Below are 24638 nucleotides of genomic sequence, written 5' to 3' on the forward strand. Positions count from 1 at the left end.
AATAATGTTGGCTTTCTGGCTGAAAATCTACGAATAAATAGCAATATATCGAAAAATGCTTGTCAAGCTGCACTTATTGAAAATGGGATGCAATTATCAAATTGCCGTTTCTGCATTCCCAAAGTCGGATTATCTTTCCGTTACCAAAGCAGGTAAACGATAGTAATGCCAACGGTTATCCGGAATGATTATGATAAAATTAAATAGTGGATACCATGCCAGTCAGAGACGTGAACAACCATAAGCAGCAGTACTGAGAGCTATAAACTGTCCGGAGAGGAAGAGGGGGTAGGAAAGACCCTTATCAGGAATGAAAAGTGGAATGCACTCCCGTATTATAAAGACTCACTGCCTGCAGATATGTACACTATCTGTGGAATTACCCGCAAACCAGAAATGGATCAATCACTGAAGTACTGTAACCTGTAGATCGCATCATCAGGTGTAGCAGTCCCGGTACCTAAATAATCTCTAACTGAGAAGTCGCCATCTTCTCTTACGGTTGTTCCTGCAAAAGGAGCAACCGTTTTTTGCATGGGCGAAAATCCCAACGAATAGTGACGTCGTGGTGTGTCGCGATGCAGGCATCGTGCCTGGCTGTATGAACACAAATTAAATCTGTATGAATTCCCGCAGCAACCGGAATATATGCTGGCTGCAAATAGTAGATTTAAGGGTGAATAATGAATAACCCTGCTTTGTTAACTGAAATCTTATGTCCCTGAATCATCGCATAGCTGGCATATGGTGGGTATTCCTGTTTTGCTGCTGCAGGTGCTTACCTGTGATGGCGGCCACCGCAACTCCCTTGCAGGCAAACAACGCCAGTGTACTTTCACCGGCAGCACAACTGAGTATCCTGATCTGCGCGCCCGGCGAGGCGGCCTATGCGCGTTTCGGTCATGCTGCACTCAGAATTATGGACCCGGTTAATCAGCTGGACAGGGTGTATAATTACGGTACTTTTGATGTAAATACCCCCCGTTTTTACCTCCGCTTTATACAAGGTAACCTGGCCTATTATCTTTCCGCTGATACCTTCACTGCTTTTTATGATGGCTGTCAGGCCGACAGACAAGAAATATCAGAGCAGGTGCTGACACTTACCTCTGCCGAAATACGGCAAATCTATTCCTACCTGGAACATACCTTGCAAACCCCTGCCCGTTATTATCCCTACCGTTTTTTTGATGATAACTGTGCCACCAGATTGTATGAACTGTTGAATGATAACCTGGATATCCCGTTGGAAACCGATACCGCTTATATAGCATGGCCGGCTACCTATCGGTCATTATTGTCGCCGTACCTGTTGGGTGTTCCCTGGCTCAAACTGGGCATCAATATCCTGCTGGGCGCACCGGCCGACCAGCAAACCTGTTTCCGGCAACGGCTTTTTCTGCCGCTGGAATTACAAAAAGCATTGGACCATAGCTCACGGAATAAACGTCCTTTGGTAGCCAGCTTCCGGGTAATACCGGTAGAGGGTACACGTAGTCTGGCAGCTACCCCGTATCTGCTGCCCTATATGTTTTTTTTACTGCTGTTTATAACAGCCCTGCTGACCATTGTTTCTTTGCCGCTGAACCGGTATGTGAGCCGGTACCTGGATATCCTGTTGTTTGGTGGTACCGGTGCAATCGGATGTTTGCTGTTGCTGCTGATGGGGTGGTCACACCATGCTCCTTTAAAAGGAAATTATTACCTGTTTGCGCTGATGCCTGCGCATTTGCTGTTAACGGGTATTCCTGCCTGCCGTTTCCGGAAATATTATGCCCATATCTCGCTGCTCATTTTGTTGCTATTTATGTTGTTGGGCAGCTGGCGCAATCTGTTTACCGCATTGCCGGAAATGTATCTGCTGATGGCTACCCTGGCAGTACGCCTGATTGCGATAAGTCAGCAGGGAGGGCGATCCGGATTTTTACCCGTGAATATTCCCGGTGCTTCGGATTATTTGGGAAAAAAGCGTTAAATTACGCATAGTAGATTGACTCCAAATTTAACGTTCCTGACGTTAACAATAATAAGTATGAACTGCACCGGTCAAGCCCCTTAACCTGTAACGACAGGCAGGCCCTTATGAATATCATAACCATTTAAATGGACGACTTATGGATACTGTTCCATCTCTCAAAAGCTATCTCCGGCCGAATACCTTCTATTCTTTATTGGTGATTGCACGTGATTGGATAGCGATCGTGCTGATTGCGGCCCTGAATATCCGTTATCCCAGTATATGGCTGTATATCCCTTCTGTATGGTTGATTGGGGCATTTCAGTTTGCCCTGGGAGAGTCCATGTTGCATGATGCATCGCATCACACCCTGTTTGCCCGTAAATCGTGGCATTACCGGCTGGATTTTTTATATGCCCTTCCTTTTTGGATAACGGTAAAAGAATACAGAAAAGAACACCTCGTACATCATAGCTATCTGGGAAAAGATAAAGACCGGCTGGTGACAGATTACCGGAAACTGGGTTTCCAGGAGCCGGTCCGGCACCTGTTCTGGTTGTGGTTCCTGAAACCGGTCACCGGTTTTGCCGGGTTATTTTATATACATCAGCTGACTTTAAAACCATTTAAAAGCAGCGGTATCCGGATATTGATTTTCTGGGCGGTGATCGTAACGGGTTTTGCACTCATGCAGCGCCTGGACATACTGCTGCTTTATTGGGTGGTTCCCTATGTATGGTGTTTTTACAGTTATCTGTACTGGTCAGAAGTCTCCGATCACTTTCATACGGAAACGGGTACACGTAGTAACCTGAATCCCCTTTCCAACCTGATCACCCATAACAACGGGTATCATTATCTGCATCATAAATATCCTACCATTCCCTGGTTCAGGCTGCCGGATGCCTATAACGATTTCGGTAAGGGGGAAGGAGATATTTCCGGTGGTTTTCTGGATACCTACCGGCAAATGAAAAAAGCCAATCTCAAAGCATAGGTATTTTATTTCGGAAGATGATTACCGGGAAGATAACCATAGCGGATATCTTCCCGGAGATTTTTATGGCAAGCGGCGCTGTTTTAACTGCAGCAGCAGTGCCAGCGCCGGCGTAATGATAAATAATCCCAGTAGCCAGCCGGCAGCTTGTTGAGCGCCTGTGATACCACCCGGCGCAATCAATCCGGATGCATTGGCCACCAGGCCTGTTAAAGCAGTGCCAAAAGCAGTGGCGAGTAACTGTACAGTGGTAATAGAGGCGGCGGCCTTTTCTTCTTCACCGGCTATGGCAGCTGTGAGCACGCGGGTGAGCAGATGAGGCCAGCCGATGCCAACGCCGATGCCGGTCAGGGCAAGACTTCCGCACATCAGCAGCAAAGGTAGGCCGGTGCCACTATTGACCGCAGGCATGGTAAAGGTGAGCCCGGCAAGCCCGGCCAGTACCAGGCAGGCGCCAACCGGCAGCAGTATCTTCACTTTGGCAGGAGCAGCTCCGGAAAAGGCAATAGAGGAGAAAGACCAGCCAAAGGCGATCAGTACAGTCAGATAGCCTGCTTTCAGGGGCGTAAAGTGATGAATTACCTGCAGGAAGTAGGGGATGTATATTTCTACCGCTGTGGCAATAGTCAGTAACACCATCACCGCGTAGGTGGCGCCCAGGGCGCCGGAAAGCCGGTAAGCACCGGTAGGCAGCAACCTGTGAGCCGACCGCTTTTCTGCTATCAGCAATAGTATAAACAAAACAATCGCTATCACTACGCCGACGATGTTGGCGGATGTTTTCTCAATGGCGCCGCCGATAGATACTGCCAGCGTAGCGCCTGTCAGCAGCAACAGCTGTACTGCGGGGAGGGGCGTCCGGCTGGTCGCCTGTGGCCCTTTTACCGGCAATACTTTCTCTGTGAGTAGCAACAACAGGGTGGTGAGGATCACCAGGGTGATAAAGGCCATACGCCAGTGACCGTACTGGGCAAACAGGCCCCCTACAAACGGCCCGGAAAATGCCGATACACCCCACATGGCAGAAACCAGCGCCATGGCCCGGGGCCATAACTTCTCCTCAAAAACAATACTGATCATGGCATAGGATAAGGCAAACAATAAACCGCCTCCCAGCCCCTGCACAAATCGGCCGCTCAGCAACCAGTACATATTGGGCGCCGTGGCGCTGATCAGTGAACCGATACCAAAAAGGAGTGCTGCTATCCGGTAAGCCTGCCGTGGCCCCCGCTGCGATAAATGCCGGGAAGATAATACCGATCCGATAATGGCGGCAATAACATACACCGTGGTAGCCCATGCATACAAGGATAAACCACCTATTTCCTGCGTTACGGAGGGCATGATGGTCGTTGCCAGATATACATCCGTGGCATGCAGCATCACCCCGCCTGCCAATGCAATGGAGCGAAGCCCGTTTTTACCTGATAATAAGGTGCCCCATCCCGGTGCTTTCATCGCTATTTCCTGTGTTGCCATACGTGCATATCTTTTGGTGTTTGTATAGAGGAAGCAGGTGCTTCCTTTTATTTTCCGTAGGGTAAAAGTAGGCATTGTAATTAATAAACAAAATAAATACTTTGTTTATTTGGTTAAATAGGTGTCGTGGGAGTAAAACAAAAAAGATATCATCATTTCAACCCGATGGGAATCTTCAAATGAAAAAACAGTCACCAGCGGAACCATACCGGTATACGCCCCCGGGGCAGCCAGCAATCAAGGTCTTGTGAGGCAGCTGTCCGGGCAGCAGCATACGTAAACGAATCAACGGATATGTATTACATTCGTAACCGGCTCGCTGCATAAACAGGCGTATAGCCACCGCTGAGGAAAATCCCTACCGGGGATATGAAAAAAAACAATTGTAACCATGACAGATTTTTTGCGGCAACACCTGGAAGAACTGATACCACTGAGTGAAGAAGAATTTACGTATATCCGTCCCCATTTCTCCGTGTTGAAAAAGAGAAAACACCAGTTCCTGATCCAGGAGAAACAACCGGTAAACCATATCTATCTGGTGGAACAGGGCTGCGTAAAAGCATATCATACAGACCCTGAAGGAAAAGAATATATTTTGCAGTTTGCCATGGAACATTGGTGGGTGAGCGACTTCCAGGCATTCTTCAAAAGAACGGAAGCCACTATTGAAGTAGATTGTATCGAAGATGCTACCATATGGGCGCTTTCCTATGACGATATGGAAAAAGTATGTGCGGCGCTACCAAAGTTTGAACACTTCTTCCGGAAAAAATCAAATATGGGCTATGTGGCACTGCAGGCAAGAATCCTGTCGCTGCTCAATAAAAATGCGCAGGAACGTTATGACCAGTTTGCCACCCTGTATCCGCAATTATTACAACGTATACCCAAACAGCTTATTGCGGCGTATCTGGGTGTATCCCGCGAAACGCTTAGCCGTTTTAATACCCGTTGATATGTGATCTGCATCACTTGTTTTTTGTGACCTGGCTCCTTGGTGATCGTACCGGATTACCAGAACTTTACATCCGGATGTAAGGCGCCACGCCGGCGGTTGTTGAAGGAGTCCGGCGATGGCCTGTTCATCCGCTAAAACAGAAACAAATGAAAGCAGCTGTTATTACCACTTACGGTGATCCTGCCGTTTTGCAGATCGCTGAAAGGCCCCGCCCGCAACCGGGCGAACAGGAGGTATTGATACGGGTAAAAGCCGCCGGCGTAAACCGGCCGGATGTATTTCAACGAATGGGCAAATACCCGCCACCGCCGGGAGTACCCGAAGATATTCCGGGGCTGGAAGTAGCCGGTGTGATTGAAGCATGTGGCGCACAGGTGACGGAGTGGAAGATAGGAGATGCGGTATGTGCGCTGATTGCCGGTGGTGGTTATGCAGAATATGTAACCGTCGCCGCCGGCCAGTGTTTACCGGTGCCTGCCGGGTTCAGCTTTGTCGCCGCTGCCAGTCTGCCTGAAACCATCTTTACCGTATGGAGCAATGTTTTTCAACGCGGACAATTAAAAGCCGGTGAACATTTTCTGGTACATGGTGGTAGTAGTGGTATCGGTATCACAGCTATTCAGCTGGCAAAGGCATGGGGCGCCAAAGTATTTGCCACGGCCGGTACAGAGGAGAAATGCCGGGAGTGCCGCGAGTTGGGTGCAGAGGTATGTATCAACTACAAAAGCCAGGACTTTGAACAGGAGCTGCAGGCAGCTGGTGTGGATGTTATCCTGGACATGATCGGAGGTGATTATTTTGAAAAAAATATCCGGATCCTCCGACCGGAAGGCAGGCTGGTATTCATTAATGCGATGATGGGAAATACTGTACCACTGAATGTCATGCAGCTGATGCAAAAGCGTATAACCATTACCGGTAGTACGCTGCGTAGCCGCGATACGGCTTTCAAATCTGCCCTGGCAGCTGATATCCGGAAGCAGGTATGGCCCCTCCTGACCAGTGGGAACTTTAATCCCGTCGTTTATCAGACGTTTCCGCTGGAAGCAGCAGCTGCTGCACATGCTTTAATGGAAAGCAGCCAGCATACCGGAAAAATCATCCTCGAAATACAATAAAAAAAATCTTTCATACCGTTAACTAAAAAAAATTAATACCATGGGTAAGAAAATACTGTTTGTGGTATCCAGCCACGATCAATTAGGTAATACCGGAGAAAAAACCGGCTTTTATTATGGCGAAGTAACACACGCCTGGGAAGTGCTGAAAGCAGCCGGTTATGACATTGATTTTGTTAGCCCGAAAGGAGGAAAGGCGCCCTACTATGGCCTGGAAGAAGACGATAAAGCCAACCAGGAATTTCTGGCAGATGCCGCGGCGCAGCAGCAGATCAACAACACCCTTACGCCGGCACAGATTAATCCTGCTGATTACGACGTGATTTATTATGCTGGTGGCCACGGCACCATGTGGGATTTTACCCATAATAAAACACTGGATAATATAGCATCCAACATTTATCAGCAGGGCGGTATTGTCAGCGCTGTTTGTCACGGCGTGGCAGGCCTGCTGGACATTCCGGGTGATAATGGTCAGCGATTGATTGCCGGTAAAAAAATAAATGCTTTTACCAATGAAGAGGAAAAAGCGGTGGAGCTGGAAAATGTAGTACCCTTCTCGCTGGAAGACCAGCTGATCGCTAATGGGGCCATTTTTGAAAAATCCCCCATGTGGCAGCAACATGTAACGGTAGATGGCCGGATTATTTCCGGTCAGAACCCGCAATCTGCCAAAGCCGTAGGAGAGGCTATCCTGGCTGCTTTACAAGCAAAGTCATAAGTCATATTATACCGGACAGCGCGCTGCTGCAGGACAAAAAAAATCCGTCCTGCAACAGCGCGCTGCCGTTTTATCCGTAATTTGTATAACAGATTACCCCCTGTTATTTATTCACCTGTTCAATAGTATAATATGTTGAAGCATGTAAAAGCATTCAGCGGATTTTCCGCTAATGACCTGCCGGCCGTCCAGACATTTTATAGCGAAGTACTGGGCCTCGAAGTAACAGCCACCTCCGGGATATTAAAAATTCATATTGCCGGTAGTCATCCGGTACTCGTGTATCCTAAACCCGATCATATTCCCGCCACCTATACCATCCTCAATTTTCCGGTGCCCGATATTACCGCTGCTGTAGATGAACTCACTGCCAGGGGCGTACGTTTTCTGCAATATGAAGGCAAGCTCCAAACAGATGAAAAAGGTATTTTTCATGGCGGCGGCCCTAAAATAGCCTGGTTCCAGGACCCCGCAGGAAATATCCTGTCAGTGCTCGAAGAAAAATAGACACGGCCTATTTTCCAGTCAGTACCTGATAGGCGGCCGGTATGGTCATCCCTTTGAAATGATGGGTTAAACCATAGAAAATACAAAGGGTGATCAGCATACCTGTGAGCAGTATCAGGAAGGCCTGTTGCCGCGGAGTACACCCAAACAATGTAACTGTCATCTTTTGCTGGTGTACACTGGCGAGGTGGCCAAAAACGGCCATGATCGCCAATCCGTAATAGGGTACAAAAAACAGCAACGTCGGAAAACTATTTAATGCAGCAGCGCCAAAATAGATATTCGTATCCAGGTGCAGGAAGTAGCGACCGGTAAAAACAGCGCTCAGGTGTATGAGTAGAAAAAAAGCCAGGTATAAACCGGTTATCATTTGCAGCTTTTCAAATCCGGTGTGTGCCATCCGGCGTTTGCGGCGCACCAGCCGGATGCCGGAGAGCACCTGTATGCCACAGGCCAGCAGTAGCAACGTTTCCACCAGCGGGTTACGGTAAATCAATCGCAGGTATTGCATCACGCGGATGTGCGTGTCTGCACCGCCCAGACTCATCAGGTGATTGAACAGATGCAGTCCGATAAAACAACATAGGATAAGGCCGGCGTAATAGTGTACTTTCTTCATATTCGGGTAAAACCTTTTTTCAATATGCTGCAAAAGTAATCCGTCAGCGATGCCCCGTATTTGACTCTGGGTTAAGAAATTAACGCCGGCCCCGGATCCGGCTCAGACTTTCCTGAGAGATGCCCAGGTAGGAGGCAATATGTTTGAGCGGTACCCGGTTCACTACGCCGGGCTGACTGGAAATCAGGGCGGCATAACGGTCTGCAGCTGTTTTGTATCGTTGCGCAATAATGTGTTGTTGCAATTTCAGTAAGGTATCGGCCAGGCATAACCGATAGAGATGTTCCATGTCAGGATGCTGGCGGCAGATGATCTCCAGGTCATGCCGGTCTATAACAAGTACCAGCGAAGGTTCCATGGTTTCGATCTGATGCGGGCTGGGTACTTGTCCGAGGAAGCTCACAATGGCCGTAATAAAATTGTTTTCAAAGGCAAACCAGTCCGTGATATCTTTTTCATCCTGCAGAAAGTAAGCCCTTAATGCGCCTTGTACCACAAAAAATAATTTGTCGGAATGGTCTCCGCTATGTACGAGCAAATGATTTTTAGGGAGTTTCCGCAACTGGCAGCAGCTGGTCAAAGCAGCGGCTGCAGCCGCAGAAAGCGGGGCCATGGCGGAAAGATGGTGCAGGATATTTTCCTGCAGGAGTGACATGTCTTTTTCTTGCGGTAATCTGCGGTAAGGCATTGGTGTAAAGCGGTCGTAATGGTAGTAATATCCTGTTGCCAGGGTCGTTTACAGCCACAAAATAAGTATTAAATGCCGGTTGTCGCAAATACAATGAAATATAACGGAAAAGTATAAACGAAAATCAGGGACGAGACTTATATCCGGCCAGAATTTCCCGTGCCTGATGTTTGATGGTAGCTACCTGCTGGTCGGCTACTTTTACCTGCATCTTATTGATGATAGCGGCCCATTTTGCCGCCTGTACCGTGTCCTGGTTATGATAATAAAATAACATGAGCTGATAACGCGGATACAATTTTCCGGGTACCAGGTAACAGGCTTTCAGATAAGCCTGTTCTGCCATGGGCGCATTTTTCAAAGTTTCGTATACCTGTCCTATATCCTGGTAAAAAAAGTAATAGCCCGATTGTTTGATGGCATATTGTAACAAAGCCAGGGCGCCGGGGTAATCTGCTGCCTGCGATAGTTTTTCTGCATAGTCAGCGAGGAAAGCCGGATGGTGTTTTAATGCGGGCCATAGGGTACTATACAGGCGTTTTACCTCACAGGCAGCAGGAGGGGTAGCTGTGTCTGCATACTGCTGCATGATAATCTGCCATCTCAGGTAACTGTTGAACCGGAGTATGCCTGCTGTCAGGAGTATCAGGGCCAGGCTGCTCAGCGGGTAAAAATAAATCCGGGCAGTAGAAAACGGAAAAACATAGCTGCGGTCAACGCTGCTTAAAATGGCCATTGCCATGATAAAATGTGCCATCACGGGTACAATCCGGAAGGGGTAAGAAAAACAGGCCATCACCAGAATAGCCACTATGCTGATAATGCCCGTTAGCACAGCAGGTTGGCGGTGCCGGTAGTTTTTTTGGATGATCTGCACAATTTTTACCAGCGTCAGTATGATTAGCAGGATGGCTGCTATACCGCCTTCCAGCGCTATCTGCAGGTATTCATTGCCGGCGTTCAGGTGAAAAGCGGCCAGGTATTCCATCGCCGGATCGGAATGGGTACGAAAGTAGTTGGCCTGAAAATCATTATAACAGCTGTTGAAATTCCCAAAGCCGATGCCACTGATAAAATGGGTGTGCAGCAACTGCAAGGTGTTTTGCAATATAAAATACCGCCCTACAGTGGAAGCCGTTTTTAATTGTAGCAACCAGTAGAAAAGGCCGCCGGCCAGCAGTGGCAGCAGTACCGGTAACAGACCATGTATGCTGCGGGTAGCTGGCTGTATCAATGGTTTGCGGCGTAGTAACCGGAAGGTGAGCAGCATAATCAGCGCCGTTACAATCCAGGCCATACGGGAAGCCATCAGGCAACATGGGATCAATATCAGCAGTATACTCGCGCTGCCGGCAAGGTAACGCCATCCGGCCCGGAAAGTAGTAGGAGAAAGGGCTATATAAAGAGATACTGGTAATACCGAAAGCAGGTAGTTGGCATAGGTGACCGGGTTCATCAGACTACCGGCTATTTTAATCAAAGGGTCTGTATGCTTATATAACTGTAACGCCTGTCCGAGTCCGGTACATACTTCCACCGCAACGGTCATCAACAGGGTAATCCAGACCATACTGACGTTTGCTCCGGTGGCAAAAACATACCTGGCAGTAGCATACAGGGTGGATAAGAGGAATAACTGGTAAAAGTCGGCCGGTTGCAAAGGCACAGTAGCTTTAAAATACATATTGCCTCCGGTAAACAAGATCCAGCAGAGCGCCAACACATCCAGCTGGCTGAAAACAGCCTTGCGGGCGGGCGAGGGGGATGTGCGCCGGCGTTTGTAACCGGTGGAGAGCAACAAAAAAATCAATAGCAACGGATAGGCAAATTTCAGGGTCAGTAGTATGTTCATGTTCAACGGTTAACAGCAGGTACAGAGAAAGGACGCGGCGCAGCAGCGACGGGAATATTTTCCAGCGCAATAAGCCGTGGGGTTGTTTTTTCGGCAATATAATCCTTCAGCGAAGGATATTCATACAGGTATAAAGTAGCAATAAGATGATCAGCCGGAATATGTTGGTAACGGGCCAGTATGCTTTGCCCCATGGATTTTATCAGGGTATTCAGATACCGGATATATAGGGATTGACAGGTATTTTCCTGTTGAAGCGCGGGGAGTTTATCCTGAAAACAACCCATCAGGGCTACATAACGGATCATACTTTCTGCATTTTTAAACGGAGGAAAATAAGTGTCATACAGGGGCTGCCGGTTTTTATCTTTTAACACAAAATGCACCACATAGCCACTGGCCACATTCGGTGCAAAGTAACCATATCCGGCATCGATGCCGGATACGCTGATATATTGCAGTATCCCCGGCGTAGTTGTCAGCACATGACAATACCGGGCTACTGTCAGCAGCGGTTCTTTTCCCTTTGGATGATGATAAAGCGTAGTATAGCCGCGGATAGTACTGGAAATACTCACCAGCAGGATGAGCAGGAAATGAAAGGAGAGCAGTGCCAGCGAAATCTTACGGCGACACTTTTTAAACAGGGTAACGGGTAATGGCATATAACAACATTTAATCAGGTAGCATACACGGTACCAGGTTTCCGTAGGTGCATGAATGCTGCCAGGTTTAACAATATCATCAGCGTAGAAAAGAAATACAGGCTAAGGGTAATCATAATGCCTGTATGCATTGTCAACACTAAGCCCAGCCAGGTTTTCCGGTAAGCCTGTTTCCAGATGAAAACAGGGTAAAGGATTTCTGTCAGTATGGTCATCCATCCGATCAGCACCGGAATAACAGGGTAGGTGGCCATGAAACTATAATCCGGGTTAAAGGAAGGATACAGAAAAGGCAGATGAATGGCTTTCCAGATGGCTTCTCCGTTCCACCAGTTAAACCCGATCAGTTTTTCCAGTCCCGAAAAGAAGTACACGATACAGATATGTAGCTGTAATATCTTCCGGTAAAAGGAGGGGTTTACCCAGGCTGTTCGCGGGAACAGCAAACGATCGAGCGATAATTGTTGCCCTACGGGAAAGAGGCAGCAATAGAGCAGGGCGATACTCGTAAAAGTATCTGCACCGTAGCTATAGAGATGCGCGCCATTCACCAGTATGGCATGTAATAGCAATAGCTGAATCGCGCTGATCCTGCTCAGGAAGCCCACCAGCAGGCAAATACCCAGCAGCGTATAATATGCACGGATAGTCAGCAGAGCGGTGTCGTTGCTCATGGGGATGAGCTGCTGCAGCAACGTGGTGATATTACTGATAGTAGGAATCGTCGGTTTTTTAAACAGGTCACTCAGGTCAGCAGGTATCATTCCGTTGTTGCCATATATGAATGGAAAGTCTGCACGGATAGCCCAGAAATGAATCAACAGGAATAAACTGCAGGCAATCCGGTAAAAAGGCAGGAAGAGGTCATCCTCTTCTCTCCTGAGAAAAAGAAATCTATAGATAGTGGCCATGGTGGGTTTTAACAGGCGTAAAGTCAGATAATGGCAATGGCAATAAGTTGCTATTAACCGTTAATGAATTGATTTATAGCGATGATGATAGCTTGTTCACTCATATTTTGTCAATACTTTGTTAGCTTTTTTATTTCATTGGCTGTCGTATTTTTTTTGACAGCATTGGTTGCACGTACAATGTTTCCCGTTTAAGTTGAATCAGGTTATGATGGCGCCAGGCTAATAGCAGATAACAGATCTTCTTTATGTAAAAATAGGATAGGGAGCTGTTGCCGGTTTACAGTTTTCCGGTGCCCAAACAATGCGGCCCGGTAAGCAGTGGCGTTACCGGGCCGGCATTATCGGGATGAGTCATCCCTGTTTATTGCTGCCGTACAATCATAGTAGAGAGCGGCTTGCGGGAATATTCACTGGTGATCTGTAATACCCAGGTACCACTTGGTACACGGCTTACATCCAGTTGTATGAGGTTGTCGCCTTTGGTTTCGGCTACCACATTTTTCTGTACAATCGGGTGCAGGGTACTGATATGTAACAGTCGTACAATCAGTTTTTCTCCTGCAGCCGCTTTTACGGTTACATTCAGGGTGTTGCCGGCTACGGGGTTAGGGTAAATGAACAAACGGTTGCCGGTTGCCTGTGGTGCTTCGTTGCTGATAGCAGCAGCGGGTGTTGTACCACAGTCACGTACAAACGTCCAGGGTTTACCGTCGCCGCTGTTGGTGTCAGGTTGATTATTCTGTGTCCACCATTTGGCTTTGTAAATTTTGTTTTTAAATACGGCTTGTTCGTTGGTGCTGTAAGCTTTGGTAGAAAGCCATGCGGCAATGCCACCACAGCCGGAATCCGGCCGCGGACCATTGGTACAGGCGCCCAGCAATTCCCAGATATCGCTGCTGCCAGGAACAGCAGTACTACCTGCCCACCATTTGTTGCGATAGATGTTATTGTTATACAGGACAACATTACCGGCTGCGGTATAGTCTTTATTGGCTTGCCATGCCGGCAGGTTTTTACATCCTTCAAAGGTTACATTGTTCCATACGGCAAAGGTCAGGCTGGTACGCAGGGTATCGCCTTTGGTCCGTGACGCAGTGGCGGTAGCCACGTACTGCTGATAGGCAGGAGGCGTCCACTGGGCAGTAGAGTCGTTGAACCGTTGTCCGTTGATGGTCAGATACAGGCTGGTGATTTCCCGGCGTGGATCATTTTTGGTAACGGTAAAGGTTACCGGTGTTAAAGAGGTAGTAGTAATCAATCCATTGACTGGCTGTGTGAAAGAGATGGCAGTAATACTGCTGCACTCTCCGTTGTCAATTGTAAAGCGGCCCATGTTGGCGCAGCCGCAATTGCCGGCATTGTTACCGCCATTCAGTTCCAGGCTCACCTGTTTGATGGTGGCATAACGCTGATAGTGGGCGATGCGGTTCAGTACTTTGGTGTTTTCAGAAGCGCCACCACATTCCAGACCACCGTTGATGATGTTAACGGTAGCGCCGAAGCCGGGTTTCAGGCCGGCAGCTGTTTCAGCGGCGGTAGGCGTCCATTTGCCAGGTACCATTACATCATGGCAGGATGGTTTGGGATACTGTGGGGTCATCCAGAACCAGATGGCCGTTTCAAAGGCGATGGCGCCATCCTGAATTACTTTTTCAGGTGCTGCCAGCAGGATGTTTTTGTCGCCGTACAGGAATTCGCTGGCTTGTCCGTAGTTGTAGTTGTAGCTCAGCTGAATAGGGCCACGACCATGATAGGATTTGCCGGGAGCAGGCGGATAAAGGGTACTGGTTTCATCGCGATACCCGATGTTGCTGGTACCTTCATAGCCTTGTTCCTCACGGAAATAAAGACCCCAGGCATATTGTCCGCCTGGTGCGGTAGGCCAGCCACCGGTAGTTTCCTGGGAGATGTTGGCCAGGAAGGCAACCAGTTCCCGTTTGCGGGCAATAAGATCACCTTCATTCACGAAGGTGCCGTAGTCCAGCGTTTCAGTTACAATGGCGCGATTGCTCCAGGTAGATTCGTTGAAGCCTGCATCATTGCGGATAACCACCTGGGCGCCGGTGGTTTTGTCGATACGGGTAACCCGGTAATAGTTGGTGCCACAGCGTCTTTCCAGTATGGCTTTAATGTTGGACATCCGGCGTACGGCTTCCACAAAATTTGCCTGGGAATAAAAATCCTTGGCAGCAGTGGTAGGCAGGGTACCTGCACCGGTACGGTCGTCCGGATTAAACCTGTGTGGAAAAATCGCATCCCATTCGGCAGCGGTGATAAGGCTGTCTGCTCCCTGGCCGCGGTAGGCATGCGCGGAAATAAGGTGTGCTGTCGACTTGTTACCGGCATAGGCACTGACGGCAGGAAGCAATGGGGAAATGAGTAGGCACAGAATGAGGGCTACGTTCAGATAACGTGTTTGGATCTTCATAACATGTTGGGTTTTTTATGATGAGTAAAAAAGCAACGGCCAAAGTACAATATGTCATTGCAGCATATCCTCAGTCTTTATTTTATTTGAAGCACTATATGACTGCAGTGGGGCAACAGAATGCCGTAAAAATAAGGAGAGGATTTATGCACGCATCAGCGGCATAAATCCTCTCCTGGTATGGGTACAGACAATAGCGGAAACTACTGCCTGGTGTATACGAGTCTCGCTATAATATTATTGGCAGGTACGCCGGGTGTAATAACCGGTAAGGTAAGGGTAGTCTGTTTGGTATAAATCCGGTTGCCGTAAAATACATCGATGTCGAAAGTACCTTTTATCACCGTATTGGAGCTGTCTTTGATAATCAATTGATTGCTGGCTGACCGGTATTCCCAAAAGCCACCTACGGTATCAACAGTGAGCTTGATGTCAGGTTTGGGAGTGGTAACCGGAGTCGTACCGACAGGAAACCAGCGGTCTATAATGGGATAGACACCACCACCTCCTTGCACATAGCCGTTTACGATAGTATACTGGCAGGTGTGATCACTATGAAAGGTATATACGTGTGCGTCTTTGGTAGCGGGAGCATTCTCCCGTACTTCTAACCAGACATTGTCATTTTTGAGTTGCACGGCTGCACGCCAGGTACCTACAAATGCCTCGTCGGCCGCGGCCTCATTTTTATCTTTCTTACAGGAAAACAGCAGCAACACCGCTACAACAGATAACAGGGATCTTAGTGACATAATTCAGAATATAAATTGATTGTTAGAAACGAATCTGTCGTGCAATATAAAAATATTTGTCAGCAAATGCGGCCGATAAAATAAGCTTGAAAAGAAAAATAAGATCCCTGTAAACCGCTATCAGACTGGATATGGGAGGTCTGCCGGGAGCGGGCTGGTAAGAATATCGGAGAGCAGGTCTGTATGTACCGGCGTCCAATCCAGCTCCTGCCGGGCTTTTTCGCTGCTTACCAGGATATTGGATCCCAGTCCGAAATGCGCTTTCGCAGGTCCCCATAGGTCGATGGCCGTTGCAAGCGGAATACTGGTAGTCACGCCACCAAATCCAAGCCGGGTGCTGATGGCCGTGGCCATCTCGCGGAAAGGCGTTTGCCCGTTGGCTGCAAAGTAGTAGGAGCCAGGTACGGCTTTGTCGATGGCCAGCAGATATAGTTGTGTCAGGTCATCAATATGTACATGGGAACTAACGTGTAACCCGGCGCCTACGTATATGCCTTGCCGGTAGTTGACGGCTGCCCGCATCAGCGCAGGTATCTGGTCGCTGTCGGGTTTTAATCCGGTTCCCGGGCCATACACCATCGCCGGGCAGATCACCACCGTGTTGGCCCGTCGCAGGATTTCCCGGTCAATGGCAGCCCTGCCGGCCCTTTCCAGTAAAGGGTGTGTCGGGAAGGAATCGTGTATCTGTGTGCCGGTGTAGGCGCCAGCCGCTTTATCGCCGATAATACCGGCGCCGGAGGTATGAATAAATAAGGTGTCGGTGCCCTGCAGCGCATCCAGTATAGCGGTGGCGGCAAAGGCATCGTCGGCGTCGGTGAGGTTGATCACTATATCCTGATCCCGGAAGTTGTCCTGTAAAAATATTGGATCATAGAGGGAGCCATGAACGGCGCGTATACCCAATGCCGTTATCCGGGCTACATCGGCTGCTTTCCTGACCAGACCGGTCACCTGATAACCTGCGGCGGCGAGTCGTACGCCTACGGAACCACCAATATAACCGGTGATGCCCATGATAAATATCCGTTTTGTTTGCATAGTGAAGTAATTGATACCTGCAAAGCTAGGGGCCGGCGGCTGGCTGTGGTAGTACAGAAATGAGGAAAACCAGGACATTTATGATGCCGGGGCAACGAGGTTTCTTTTAATATCCCGGGGGAAGATACCCTTGTATTTTTTAAAGATCCGGTTCAGGTGACTGGTATCCGTAAACTGCAATTCGGCCGCAATTTCTGTGAGCGACAGCGGTGTGTATTTTAACCGGGATTCTGCCAGTTTAAGTTTGTAATGGAGGATATACTGTTTCAGGGTAGTACCATACTTGTTTTTGAAATAGGCGCTGAAATAGGCCGGGGAAATGGCAAATGCCGCGGCAATACTGGCCAGCGATAATTTGTCCGGATTGAAAATGTGGTAGTTGATATAGTTGAGGATGTCTTTTTCTTTGTGGTTGCCGCCACCGGCAGGTAAAGACCGTTGCAGGATGTTGCGTGCCACCATATTGAGCAGGATAAATAAGGAGGCGCTCAGGTTCAGATCTGCACAGGGTTGTCTGGATTCATTCTCCCCGATAATCAGCTGCATCAGCGGAATGATCATCTCCTGGTCTGCCGTACTAACCAATAGGTTGGCCGCTTGTTCATGGTTGCTGAACAGGATATATTCGATTCGCCGGAACCAATCCTGGAAAGAAATACCTTGCTGCGGTACCTGGCTGTTGAAGAGAATACGCTGAAACCGGATGAAATGGAGAACGGTATGTTCCTGTAATTCAATACTGGTGTATTCATTCGGGAGATGCAGGAACAGATAATTTTGCTGAAAGTAGATCCGGTGCCCGCCCACTATCCTGAAGCCGCTGCCGGAGGCAACATAGGCCAGTTCAAAGTAGGAGTTGGATTGTGGCGGGCAATCGATGTGATCTGTACGTAATGTAACTATCTCCAGTGGTTGAAATATATTCCTTGGCATCCTGTAAAATGCTGTTTTTTAGAAAAACGGGCCTGTAAAAATAAAAGGAAAGCCGGTAAAAAAACAGCAATAACAGTATATAGTAATATCACCTGATTATCGCAGTAGCTTGCATAGTAGCTATACTGCGGAGCATCCGGGAAAATAGTTGCAGCACACTGTAATATATGCAAATGGGGTATGTCCGGGGTTAGCTTATTTTTTTAACCTGAACGGCATTCAGTCCTTTAGGGCCTCTTTCCACTTCATACGACACTTTATCCTTTTCCTTAATCGGAGTGGAGAGCTGATTGATATGTACGAAAATACTCTCCTGGGTTTGCTGATCAATGATAAATCCATATCCCTTGGACTCATTGAAAAATTTAACAACGCCTTTGCGGATCGGATCAATCGGTTCATCAACAGCTTTAGGAACACCCAGCTGAATGTCTTCCGGATTAAACTCTCTTTTTTTGTTGGGATCTGGTGGCGTAGACGTGATGTTGCCATCCTCGTCTATGTAGGCCAACATATCTTCAAGACTCTTTCCTTTGCTGTTATTAGCCTTGCGTTCTTCTTTTCTTTCCAGTTTGTCCTGTCTGTGTTTTGCTTTTTTCTTTTCTTTATCTTTTTTACCACCTGTTTCCTGGGATCTTGCCATATTTTTTCTGTATGTGTTTTTTTAATTGTGGTAAATATCGGCTTTTTTTAGCTATAAAATTGTAAAATATACAACAGATAATCAGGCCAGGTTGCCTCCAGCCGCTGTTGTAGAAGGGTTCGGGGGGAAATGGCGTTTGTATTTTTATTATTATAATGTATGAATTATTGCCATTGTTCCCGATAATCTGCTCGTTCCTGTAAATCTGCGTATAATTCCTTTTTTATTTTTTTAGATTCGGTAATCGCTCAACCAACAATGATATGGCAGTCAGTATGGGTACTACCGCCATATGCTAAATTCCGAACGCTTATGATAAAAAAAACTGCTCTTATCTTTTTTGCATGTCTTGCAGGAAGGTCACTACATGCGCAGGTAGATGCTGGCTTATTCCGCTATCCCACTGTATCACAATCGCAGATTGCTTTCTCTTATGCCAATGACATTTGGATTGTTCCGAAAGAAGGAGGAACAGCTATCAAGCTGATTTCTCCCCCCGGTGTGGAAGCCTTTCCCAAATTCTCACCGGATGGCAAAACACTGGCCTTTACCGCCAACTATGATGGAAACGACGACGTATATGTACTGCCGGTGACCGGTGGGGTACCGTTGCGTTTAACACAGTACGACGGCCCTGACAGGGTGATCTCCTGGACGCGGGACGGCAAAAACGTACTCTTTGCTTCCGGCAGGGAAAGTACCAAAAGCCGTTTTAACCAGTTTTACACCATCCCCGCTACCGGCGGCCCTGCTACCAAACTGCCGCTGGCCTACGCCGAATTCGGTTCCTATGCGCCCGATGGTAAAAGTATTGCGGTAACTACCCGTACCCAAAACTTCAGTAACTGGAAACGTTACCGGGGCGGGATGAAAGCGGATATCCATATTTTCCGTTTCGATAAACTGACGTCAGAAAATATCTCCGCCAAAAGCGAAGCCGGTAACGAGTTTCCCATGTGGCATAACGATTACATCTATCTGCTGTCCGACCGCGGTACCGAAAAAAGGATGAACCTCTGGCGCTATCACCTGACAGATCAATCATTCGAACAGCTCACCCATTATAAAGACTATGATGTACATCAGCCTTCCATAGGCCCGGCAGAAATTGTATACGAAGCTGCCGGCAAAATTTACCTGCTGTCACTGGCCGACAACCAGTCCCGCGAAGTAAAGGTGAGCATCACCACCGATCTGGCTGCCTTAAAACCCTATACCCTGCATGCGGCTAAATTCGTACAAACGGCTGCTATCAGCCCTGACGGCCGCCGGGCGCTGGTAAATGCAAGAGGAGAGGTGTTCTCCCTGCCGGCTGCCAAAGGATTTGTAAAAGACCTCACCCGCACCAGTGGCGTGGCAGAACGTTATCCGGTATGGTCCCCCGACGGAAAGTCTATTGCCTGGTGGAGCGATCAGTCGGGCGAATATGAACTGTGGCTGGCTGCTGCCGGTAAGGAAGATCAGGCCCGGAAAATTACGTCCTACGGCCCGGGATTCCGCTACAAACCACACTGGTCGCCAGATGGCAAAAAAATAGCGTTCATCGATCAGGCAGCTAAATTGCATGTATTGGATATCGCCACCGGTAAAACGGCAGATATTGATCAGGCGCTGTTCTATTCGCACAATAACCTGGACGGCTATACGTTCAGCTGGTCGCCGGATAGCCGCTGGCTGGCCTATAGCCGCGATGGTGACAATATGCACGAAAGGGTATTCCTCTATGATACCCGCAACAATCAGCGCCATCAGGTAACCAGCGGATTCTATGACTGTTCCCGGCCGGTCTTTGATCCGGAAGGCAAATACCTCTATGTGCTCACCAACCAGTCATTCAAGGCTACTTACAGCAACATCGATAATACGTTCGCCTACGCCAATGCCACCCTCATCGGCGCTATTCCGCTGAAAAAGGAAGGACCTGCGTTGGTACCGGTAGAAAATGATGCGGTAAGCCTTGAGAAAGAAGATACGCCTGCTGCCCCTGCTGCGGGAAAAGATAAAAAAGATAAAAAGAAAAAAGACACGCCTGCCCCTGCAGATGCTGCTGCCACCGGCATTGATCTGGATGGTATGGAAGCACGGCTTACCTTATTACCTATACCAAATGGTAACTACAGCCGGCTGGGAGCTGTTAAGGGCAAACTATTATATATCAGCTATTCCGGGATGATAGACAGTGAAGAACCACCGGTACTGAAATATTTCGACATCGCCGACCACAAAGAAAAAACGATTATCAAAGATCCCGGTCAGTACGAGTTATCCGCCGATGGCGAAAAAATACTGATAACCGGCAGCACCTATGGTGTGATCAATGTAGCGGAGAATCAGAAAATCGATACGGCCCTCCCTGTCAATGATATGGAAATGCTGGTAGATCCGAGACAGGAATGGAAACAATTGTTTATCGATACCTGGCGCATGGAACGCGATTATTTCTATGATCCCCATATGCATGGATTAGACTGGAACAGCATAAAGGAAAAATACCTCCGCCTGCTGGAAGGTGCGCGTACCCGCGAAGAAGTGAGTTTTGTCATCAATGAAATGCTGGGTGAACTGAATGCCTCGCACACTTATAATATTGGCGGCGATTATGAAAGCCGCAAACGGGAAAATGTAGGCTACCTGGGAGTAGACTGGCAACCGGAGGGCGACTATTATAAAATCGGCCGGATTATCCGGGGAGCTGCCTGGAATGCAGAAGCCCGCTCTCCACTGGATGAACCAGGAGTAAATATCCGGGAAGGAGATTACATCCTCGCCGTAAACGGGAAGCCACTCACCACCGCACAGGAACCTTATGCTGTTTTTCAAACGCTGGCCAATAAAGTAGTGGAACTCACCTATAACAGCCGTCCTTCCTGGGAAGGCGCTAAAACCGCCATCGTAAAAACGCTGCGCAGCGATTACCGCTTGCGCCACCTGGCCTGGATAGAAAGTAACCGGAAGAGGATTGCGGAGGCCACCAATAATCAGGTAGGATACATTTATGTACCCAATACCGGTATCGACGGGCAGGATGAACTGATTCGCCAGCTCAACGGACAGTGGGATAAAGCGGCCCTCATCATCGATGAACGTTTCAATAGCGGCGGACAAATTCCGGATCGTTTTATTGAAATGCTCAACCGCCAGCCGCTTTCCTTCTGGGCTACCCGCGATGGTAAACCCATGCCGATGCCTTCCTATGGCAACTTCGGACCTAAAGTAATGCTGGTCAATGGCTGGAGCGGTTCCGGCGGAGATGCTTTCCCGGACTACTTCCGCAGAAAAGGCCTCGGCCCGATCATTGGCACCCGTACCTGGGGCGGCCTGATTGGTATCAGCGGCGTACCACCGCTGATCGACGGCGCAGAAATTACCGTACCTACCTTCCGGCAATACAATCCGGATGGCACGTGGTTCCGGGAAGGCCATGGCGTGGATCCGGATATTGCAGTAGATGAAAACCTGGGAGATATGGCCAAAGGAATTGATCCGCAAATCGAACGCGCTATTACGGAAATCAAAAGCATGTTACAAACCAAATCCTACAAAGCGCCGGCCCCGCCGCCCTTTGAAGTCAGGTAACTGTAACAGATAAGTAAGGGGTACGTTGATGATCATCAACGTACCCCTTTGATTTTTATGTAACCATCAGTGTTCCTTTTACGGGAACTCCTTTGGATTGACTGGATGAAAAGTAAGGTTATTTTTTGGCCTGGAAGTTCCAGCGTAAGCCGGCGCTGAGGAAATAGTTCGCGCCCAGTCTGTGTTCTGGCCTGGTTTTAAACATTTCAGATAAACTCTTTTCCTGGAATTCCATTTTGTTTAAAAGGATGCTGCCACCAGCTGCCACGAAATCTATTTTCCGGCTCAGGTGCCAGGTGTTTTCCAGACCAATGCTGATATCAGCTGTACCCATTACCCGTTTGTTGCCGGGATGCTGTTCCACATCATACGCCCCACCACGCAGGCGGAGTGCCAGCGCCAGATCCGTGTATTTGCTGAGGGAACTGGTCACACTGATGCTTTGCGGGAAATTAACATCGATCTTATACCGCTCGCCCGTTTTCCATCTTAGCATCAGTGCCGGTAAAACCATCGGTGTACCAAATGAATTAGTCAACACCGCACCAAAACCATACGCAAATTTCCGGTTATGTTGTTTAATAAAAACAACACCGCCATTGATGAAAACATCATTCTGATCGATCTTCTCCATATCTGTATAAAGCCCTACCATCAGCATCGCCATCAGACTCCACTTTTTATTGATCGTACGGAAATGCTGCAGGGTAATATCGGTTGCCAGCAGTTCTTTCGGGAAAAGCGTTTTCTCGTAGTCTTTATTGGTTAACTGTGTATACGAAGCAGTGGTGCCGAGACCCCAGAGTCTTGCCTTGCCGGTAGCAGTGTCTACGCGGGAATGAAGCAGGAAGCTGGTGGCAAAGTTGTAACGTTTCTGAGAGGTAGTCGCACCGGTTTTTAAACTGTCTTCCGGCCGTATATAATGAGAGGCAGGCAGGTAATCTACGCTTACAGACATGCCGGGTTGTAGTAAAGGTACACCACCCAGTTGAGCCAGCGCTTTCTGCGCAGGAATACCCAGTAAAAGAGCCAGGATGATGTAGTAACGTTTCCCTTTTTCTACAACTTTAAATGGTTTTGAAGGAGGCAATGTCTGCTGCATGGAAACAATAGTCATGGTTATATTTTTTTTATAGCTTTAGATATCGACACGCTTATGTGATGTTACCCCTACAGAAGAACATTAATTTTTTTGACGCTGGTCATTGGAAGGATTGTTGGGAGAAAGTAGTTGACGCATGTTCACCTGCATCGTCACTAATCCGTCATAGTTAACGGAGATATTTTTTCAGGCAGCAGAGAATTGTTTATATTCATTATATCTGACGACAAGGACTGATTAAATTTTATCAACCAGTGAACAACCTTTAATGAATAATAATCTGTCGGCTTTTTTAACCAAAAAAATACAGTGAAATGAAAAGAACACTATCCGGTGCCCTGTTCATGGGGGCTTTGTCTTTGTCATCCTGCTATAAGAGCGGTATTACTTCCGGTGAAAACAAACCGGTTGCTGCGGGTAAATCAACAACAGCAGCTGCGGGCCTCACCGACCTGGCCGTATCCTTAGGCGCCAATGCCTGGCTGACACAACCGGCTGCAGGTGGCGGCGAAGTAGTAGCCAGCTATGGCCTGGCCAACTGGACCAGCACCGGCGCTGTTTTCAGTGCCTACTTTCGTACCAGCGTCACCGGCACCCTCCACCTGGCCATGCGGGCCAAAGTGCCTTCCGGCAGCAGCCAGCTGAAAATTACGGCTGCCGGGCAATCCCAAACCATCACTGCTTCCGGCAGTACCTATCAGACCGTAGATATCGGTGATTTTAACGTAACAGATACCGGCTATGTAAAGGTCGATTTCCAGGGAGTGACCAGAACAGGCGGATACTTTGCAGATGTATCAGACCTGTACATCAGCGGGGCAGCTACCAGCGGCCGTTTGCACTATATTCAAAATGATGTGTACTGGGGGAGAAGAGGGCCTTCTGTACACCTGGGCTATACGCCGCCAGCTGGTAAAAACATTGCCTGGTTTTACAATGAGGTTACCATACCCACCGGCCAGGACCCCATAGGATCTTACTTTATGTCGAATGGATTCAGCCAGGGATATTTTGGTATACAGGTCAACAGTAGTACAGAAAGAAGAGTCCTGTTTTCTGTTTGGAGTCCGGCCAATACAGATGATCCCAACAGTATTCCCGACTCGTTGAAAATAGAACTGCTCCGCAAAGGACCGAATGTAGTCAGCGGCAGCTTTGGTAATGAAGGCGCCGGCGGACAAAGTTACCTGGTATACAACTGGCAGGCAGGTAATACCTATCGGTTCCTCACCAAAGCAGAACCGGTGGCACAAAATAAAACCATCTTCACCAGTTGGTTTTATGCCCCTGAAACCGGCTCCTGGCAGTTGATTGCGAGTTTCAAACGGCCGCAAACAAATACCTATCTCACGGGTCTTTATTCTTTCCTCGAAAACTTCTCTACCGATACTGGTTTTAAAGGACGTAAAGGGCAGTATGGTAATCAATGGGTATGCGATACCAATGGCAACTGGTATGAGCTGACGACTGCGAAATTCACAGGCGACGCTACAGCAACTGCCCAGTCGCGTATGGACTTTGCCGGTGGCGTGGAAAACAATCGTTTCTATCTCCGTAACTGCGGGTTCTTTGCAGGCTTCCTGAAACTGAATACGCCGCTCAGCCGCACGGCTTCCGGTACGGCGCCGGTGATTAATTTCAATCAGTTACCGTAATCCATCTATCAGCATAAAAAGTAAACGCATCTT

At 48.3% G+C, this 24638-nt stretch carries 20 protein-coding genes; 8 read left to right on the forward strand and 12 right to left on the reverse strand.

All coding sequences use genetic code 11. The features are described 5' to 3' along the window. Positions 1 to 715 precede the first annotated feature (715 nt). Complete coding sequence (locus tag OL444_RS17895) at positions 716 to 1975, forward strand: lipoprotein N-acyltransferase Lnb domain-containing protein (RefSeq protein ID WP_264730933.1); 1260 nt, start codon at positions 716 to 718, stop codon at positions 1973 to 1975. A 139-nt stretch (positions 1976 to 2114) separates the two neighbouring features. Continuing rightward, the gene (locus tag OL444_RS17900) at positions 2115 to 2954 is read left to right on the forward strand and encodes a fatty acid desaturase family protein (protein ID WP_264730932.1); all 840 of its coding nucleotides are present in this window, start codon (positions 2115 to 2117) and stop codon (positions 2952 to 2954) included. Positions 2955 to 3017: 63 nt separating this feature from the next. Here OL444_RS17900 and OL444_RS17905 read toward each other — a convergent pair whose 3' ends face one another. Beyond that, complete coding sequence (locus OL444_RS17905; protein WP_264730931.1) at positions 3018 to 4433, reverse strand: MFS transporter; 1416 nt, start codon at positions 4431 to 4433, stop codon at positions 3018 to 3020. A gap of 391 nt (positions 4434 to 4824) precedes the next feature. Between OL444_RS17905 and OL444_RS17910 the strand changes: the two genes are divergently transcribed. From OL444_RS17910 to OL444_RS17925, 4 genes are all read left to right on the forward strand, one after another. Further along, the gene (locus OL444_RS17910) at positions 4825 to 5391 is read left to right on the forward strand and encodes a Crp/Fnr family transcriptional regulator (RefSeq protein ID WP_264730930.1); all 567 of its coding nucleotides are present in this window, start codon (positions 4825 to 4827) and stop codon (positions 5389 to 5391) included. A 149-nt stretch (positions 5392 to 5540) separates the two neighbouring features. Continuing rightward, complete coding sequence (locus OL444_RS17915; RefSeq protein WP_264730929.1) at positions 5541 to 6512, forward strand: NAD(P)H-quinone oxidoreductase; 972 nt, start codon at positions 5541 to 5543, stop codon at positions 6510 to 6512. 40 nt (positions 6513 to 6552) lie between these two features. Beyond that, positions 6553 to 7233, forward strand: coding sequence for a type 1 glutamine amidotransferase domain-containing protein (locus tag OL444_RS17920; RefSeq protein ID WP_264730928.1), 681 nt, complete (start codon positions 6553 to 6555; stop codon positions 7231 to 7233). A gap of 132 nt (positions 7234 to 7365) precedes the next feature. Beyond that, positions 7366 to 7740: a VOC family protein gene (locus tag OL444_RS17925; protein WP_264730927.1), complete on the forward strand. Its 375-nt coding sequence runs from the start codon at positions 7366 to 7368 to the stop codon at positions 7738 to 7740. A gap of 7 nt (positions 7741 to 7747) precedes the next feature. Here the strand turns inward: OL444_RS17925 and OL444_RS17930 are convergent, their stop codons facing one another. The 10 genes from OL444_RS17930 to OL444_RS17975 form a co-directional block, all read right to left on the reverse strand. After that, positions 7748 to 8359, reverse strand: a complete 612-nt coding sequence (locus OL444_RS17930) for a hypothetical protein (RefSeq protein ID WP_264730926.1) — start codon at positions 8357 to 8359, stop codon at positions 7748 to 7750. A 79-nt stretch (positions 8360 to 8438) separates the two neighbouring features. Further along, positions 8439 to 9014, reverse strand: coding sequence for a Crp/Fnr family transcriptional regulator (locus OL444_RS17935; protein WP_264730925.1), 576 nt, complete (start codon positions 9012 to 9014; stop codon positions 8439 to 8441). A gap of 157 nt (positions 9015 to 9171) precedes the next feature. After that, a complete protein-coding gene (locus OL444_RS17940) occupies positions 9172 to 10899 on the reverse strand; it encodes an O-antigen ligase family protein (RefSeq protein WP_264730924.1) in 1728 nt (575 codons plus the stop codon). 2 nt (positions 10900 to 10901) lie between these two features. Beyond that, positions 10902 to 11564 (reverse strand): hypothetical protein, encoded by a 663-nt coding sequence (locus OL444_RS17945; protein ID WP_264730923.1) that lies wholly within the window; start codon positions 11562 to 11564, stop codon positions 10902 to 10904. 14 nt (positions 11565 to 11578) lie between these two features. Continuing rightward, positions 11579 to 12475 carry an HTTM domain-containing protein gene (locus tag OL444_RS17950; protein WP_264730922.1) on the reverse strand — a complete coding sequence of 299 codons (897 nt, stop codon included), beginning with the start codon at positions 12473 to 12475 and terminating at the stop codon, positions 11579 to 11581. Between the two features lie 364 nt (positions 12476 to 12839). After that, on the reverse strand, positions 12840 to 14906 hold the full coding sequence (locus OL444_RS17955) for a glycoside hydrolase family 19 protein (protein ID WP_264730921.1): 2067 nt from the start codon (positions 14904 to 14906) through the stop codon (positions 12840 to 12842). Between the two features lie 203 nt (positions 14907 to 15109). After that, complete coding sequence (locus tag OL444_RS17960; protein ID WP_264730920.1) at positions 15110 to 15658, reverse strand: hypothetical protein; 549 nt, start codon at positions 15656 to 15658, stop codon at positions 15110 to 15112. A 120-nt stretch (positions 15659 to 15778) separates the two neighbouring features. Continuing rightward, positions 15779 to 16696 carry an NAD-dependent epimerase/dehydratase family protein gene (locus OL444_RS17965; protein ID WP_264730919.1) on the reverse strand — a complete coding sequence of 306 codons (918 nt, stop codon included), beginning with the start codon at positions 16694 to 16696 and terminating at the stop codon, positions 15779 to 15781. 78 nt (positions 16697 to 16774) lie between these two features. After that, positions 16775 to 17629 (reverse strand): AraC family transcriptional regulator, encoded by an 855-nt coding sequence (locus tag OL444_RS17970; protein ID WP_264730918.1) that lies wholly within the window; start codon positions 17627 to 17629, stop codon positions 16775 to 16777. A 190-nt stretch (positions 17630 to 17819) separates the two neighbouring features. Next, positions 17820 to 18272 (reverse strand): cold-shock protein, encoded by a 453-nt coding sequence (locus tag OL444_RS17975; RefSeq protein WP_264730917.1) that lies wholly within the window; start codon positions 18270 to 18272, stop codon positions 17820 to 17822. Positions 18273 to 18584: 312 nt separating this feature from the next. Here OL444_RS17975 and OL444_RS17980 point away from each other — a divergent pair, with 312 nt between their 5' ends. Beyond that, positions 18585 to 21848, forward strand: a complete 3264-nt coding sequence (locus OL444_RS17980) for a S41 family peptidase (protein ID WP_264730916.1) — start codon at positions 18585 to 18587, stop codon at positions 21846 to 21848. A gap of 118 nt (positions 21849 to 21966) precedes the next feature. Here the strand turns inward: OL444_RS17980 and OL444_RS17985 are convergent, their stop codons facing one another. Beyond that, entirely contained in the window at positions 21967 to 22965 is a 999-nt protein-coding gene (locus OL444_RS17985) for a DUF6268 family outer membrane beta-barrel protein (protein ID WP_264730915.1), read from the reverse strand. Positions 22966 to 23264: 299 nt separating this feature from the next. On the opposite strand from OL444_RS17985, the gene OL444_RS17990 reads away from it, so the two are divergent. Continuing rightward, positions 23265 to 24605, forward strand: a complete 1341-nt coding sequence (locus OL444_RS17990) for a DUF3472 domain-containing protein (protein ID WP_264730914.1) — start codon at positions 23265 to 23267, stop codon at positions 24603 to 24605. Positions 24606 to 24638: the final 33 nt, after the last annotated feature.

This window comes from Chitinophaga nivalis (genome assembly GCF_025989125.1).
GTDB lineage: Bacteria > Bacteroidota > Bacteroidia > Chitinophagales > Chitinophagaceae > Chitinophaga > Chitinophaga nivalis.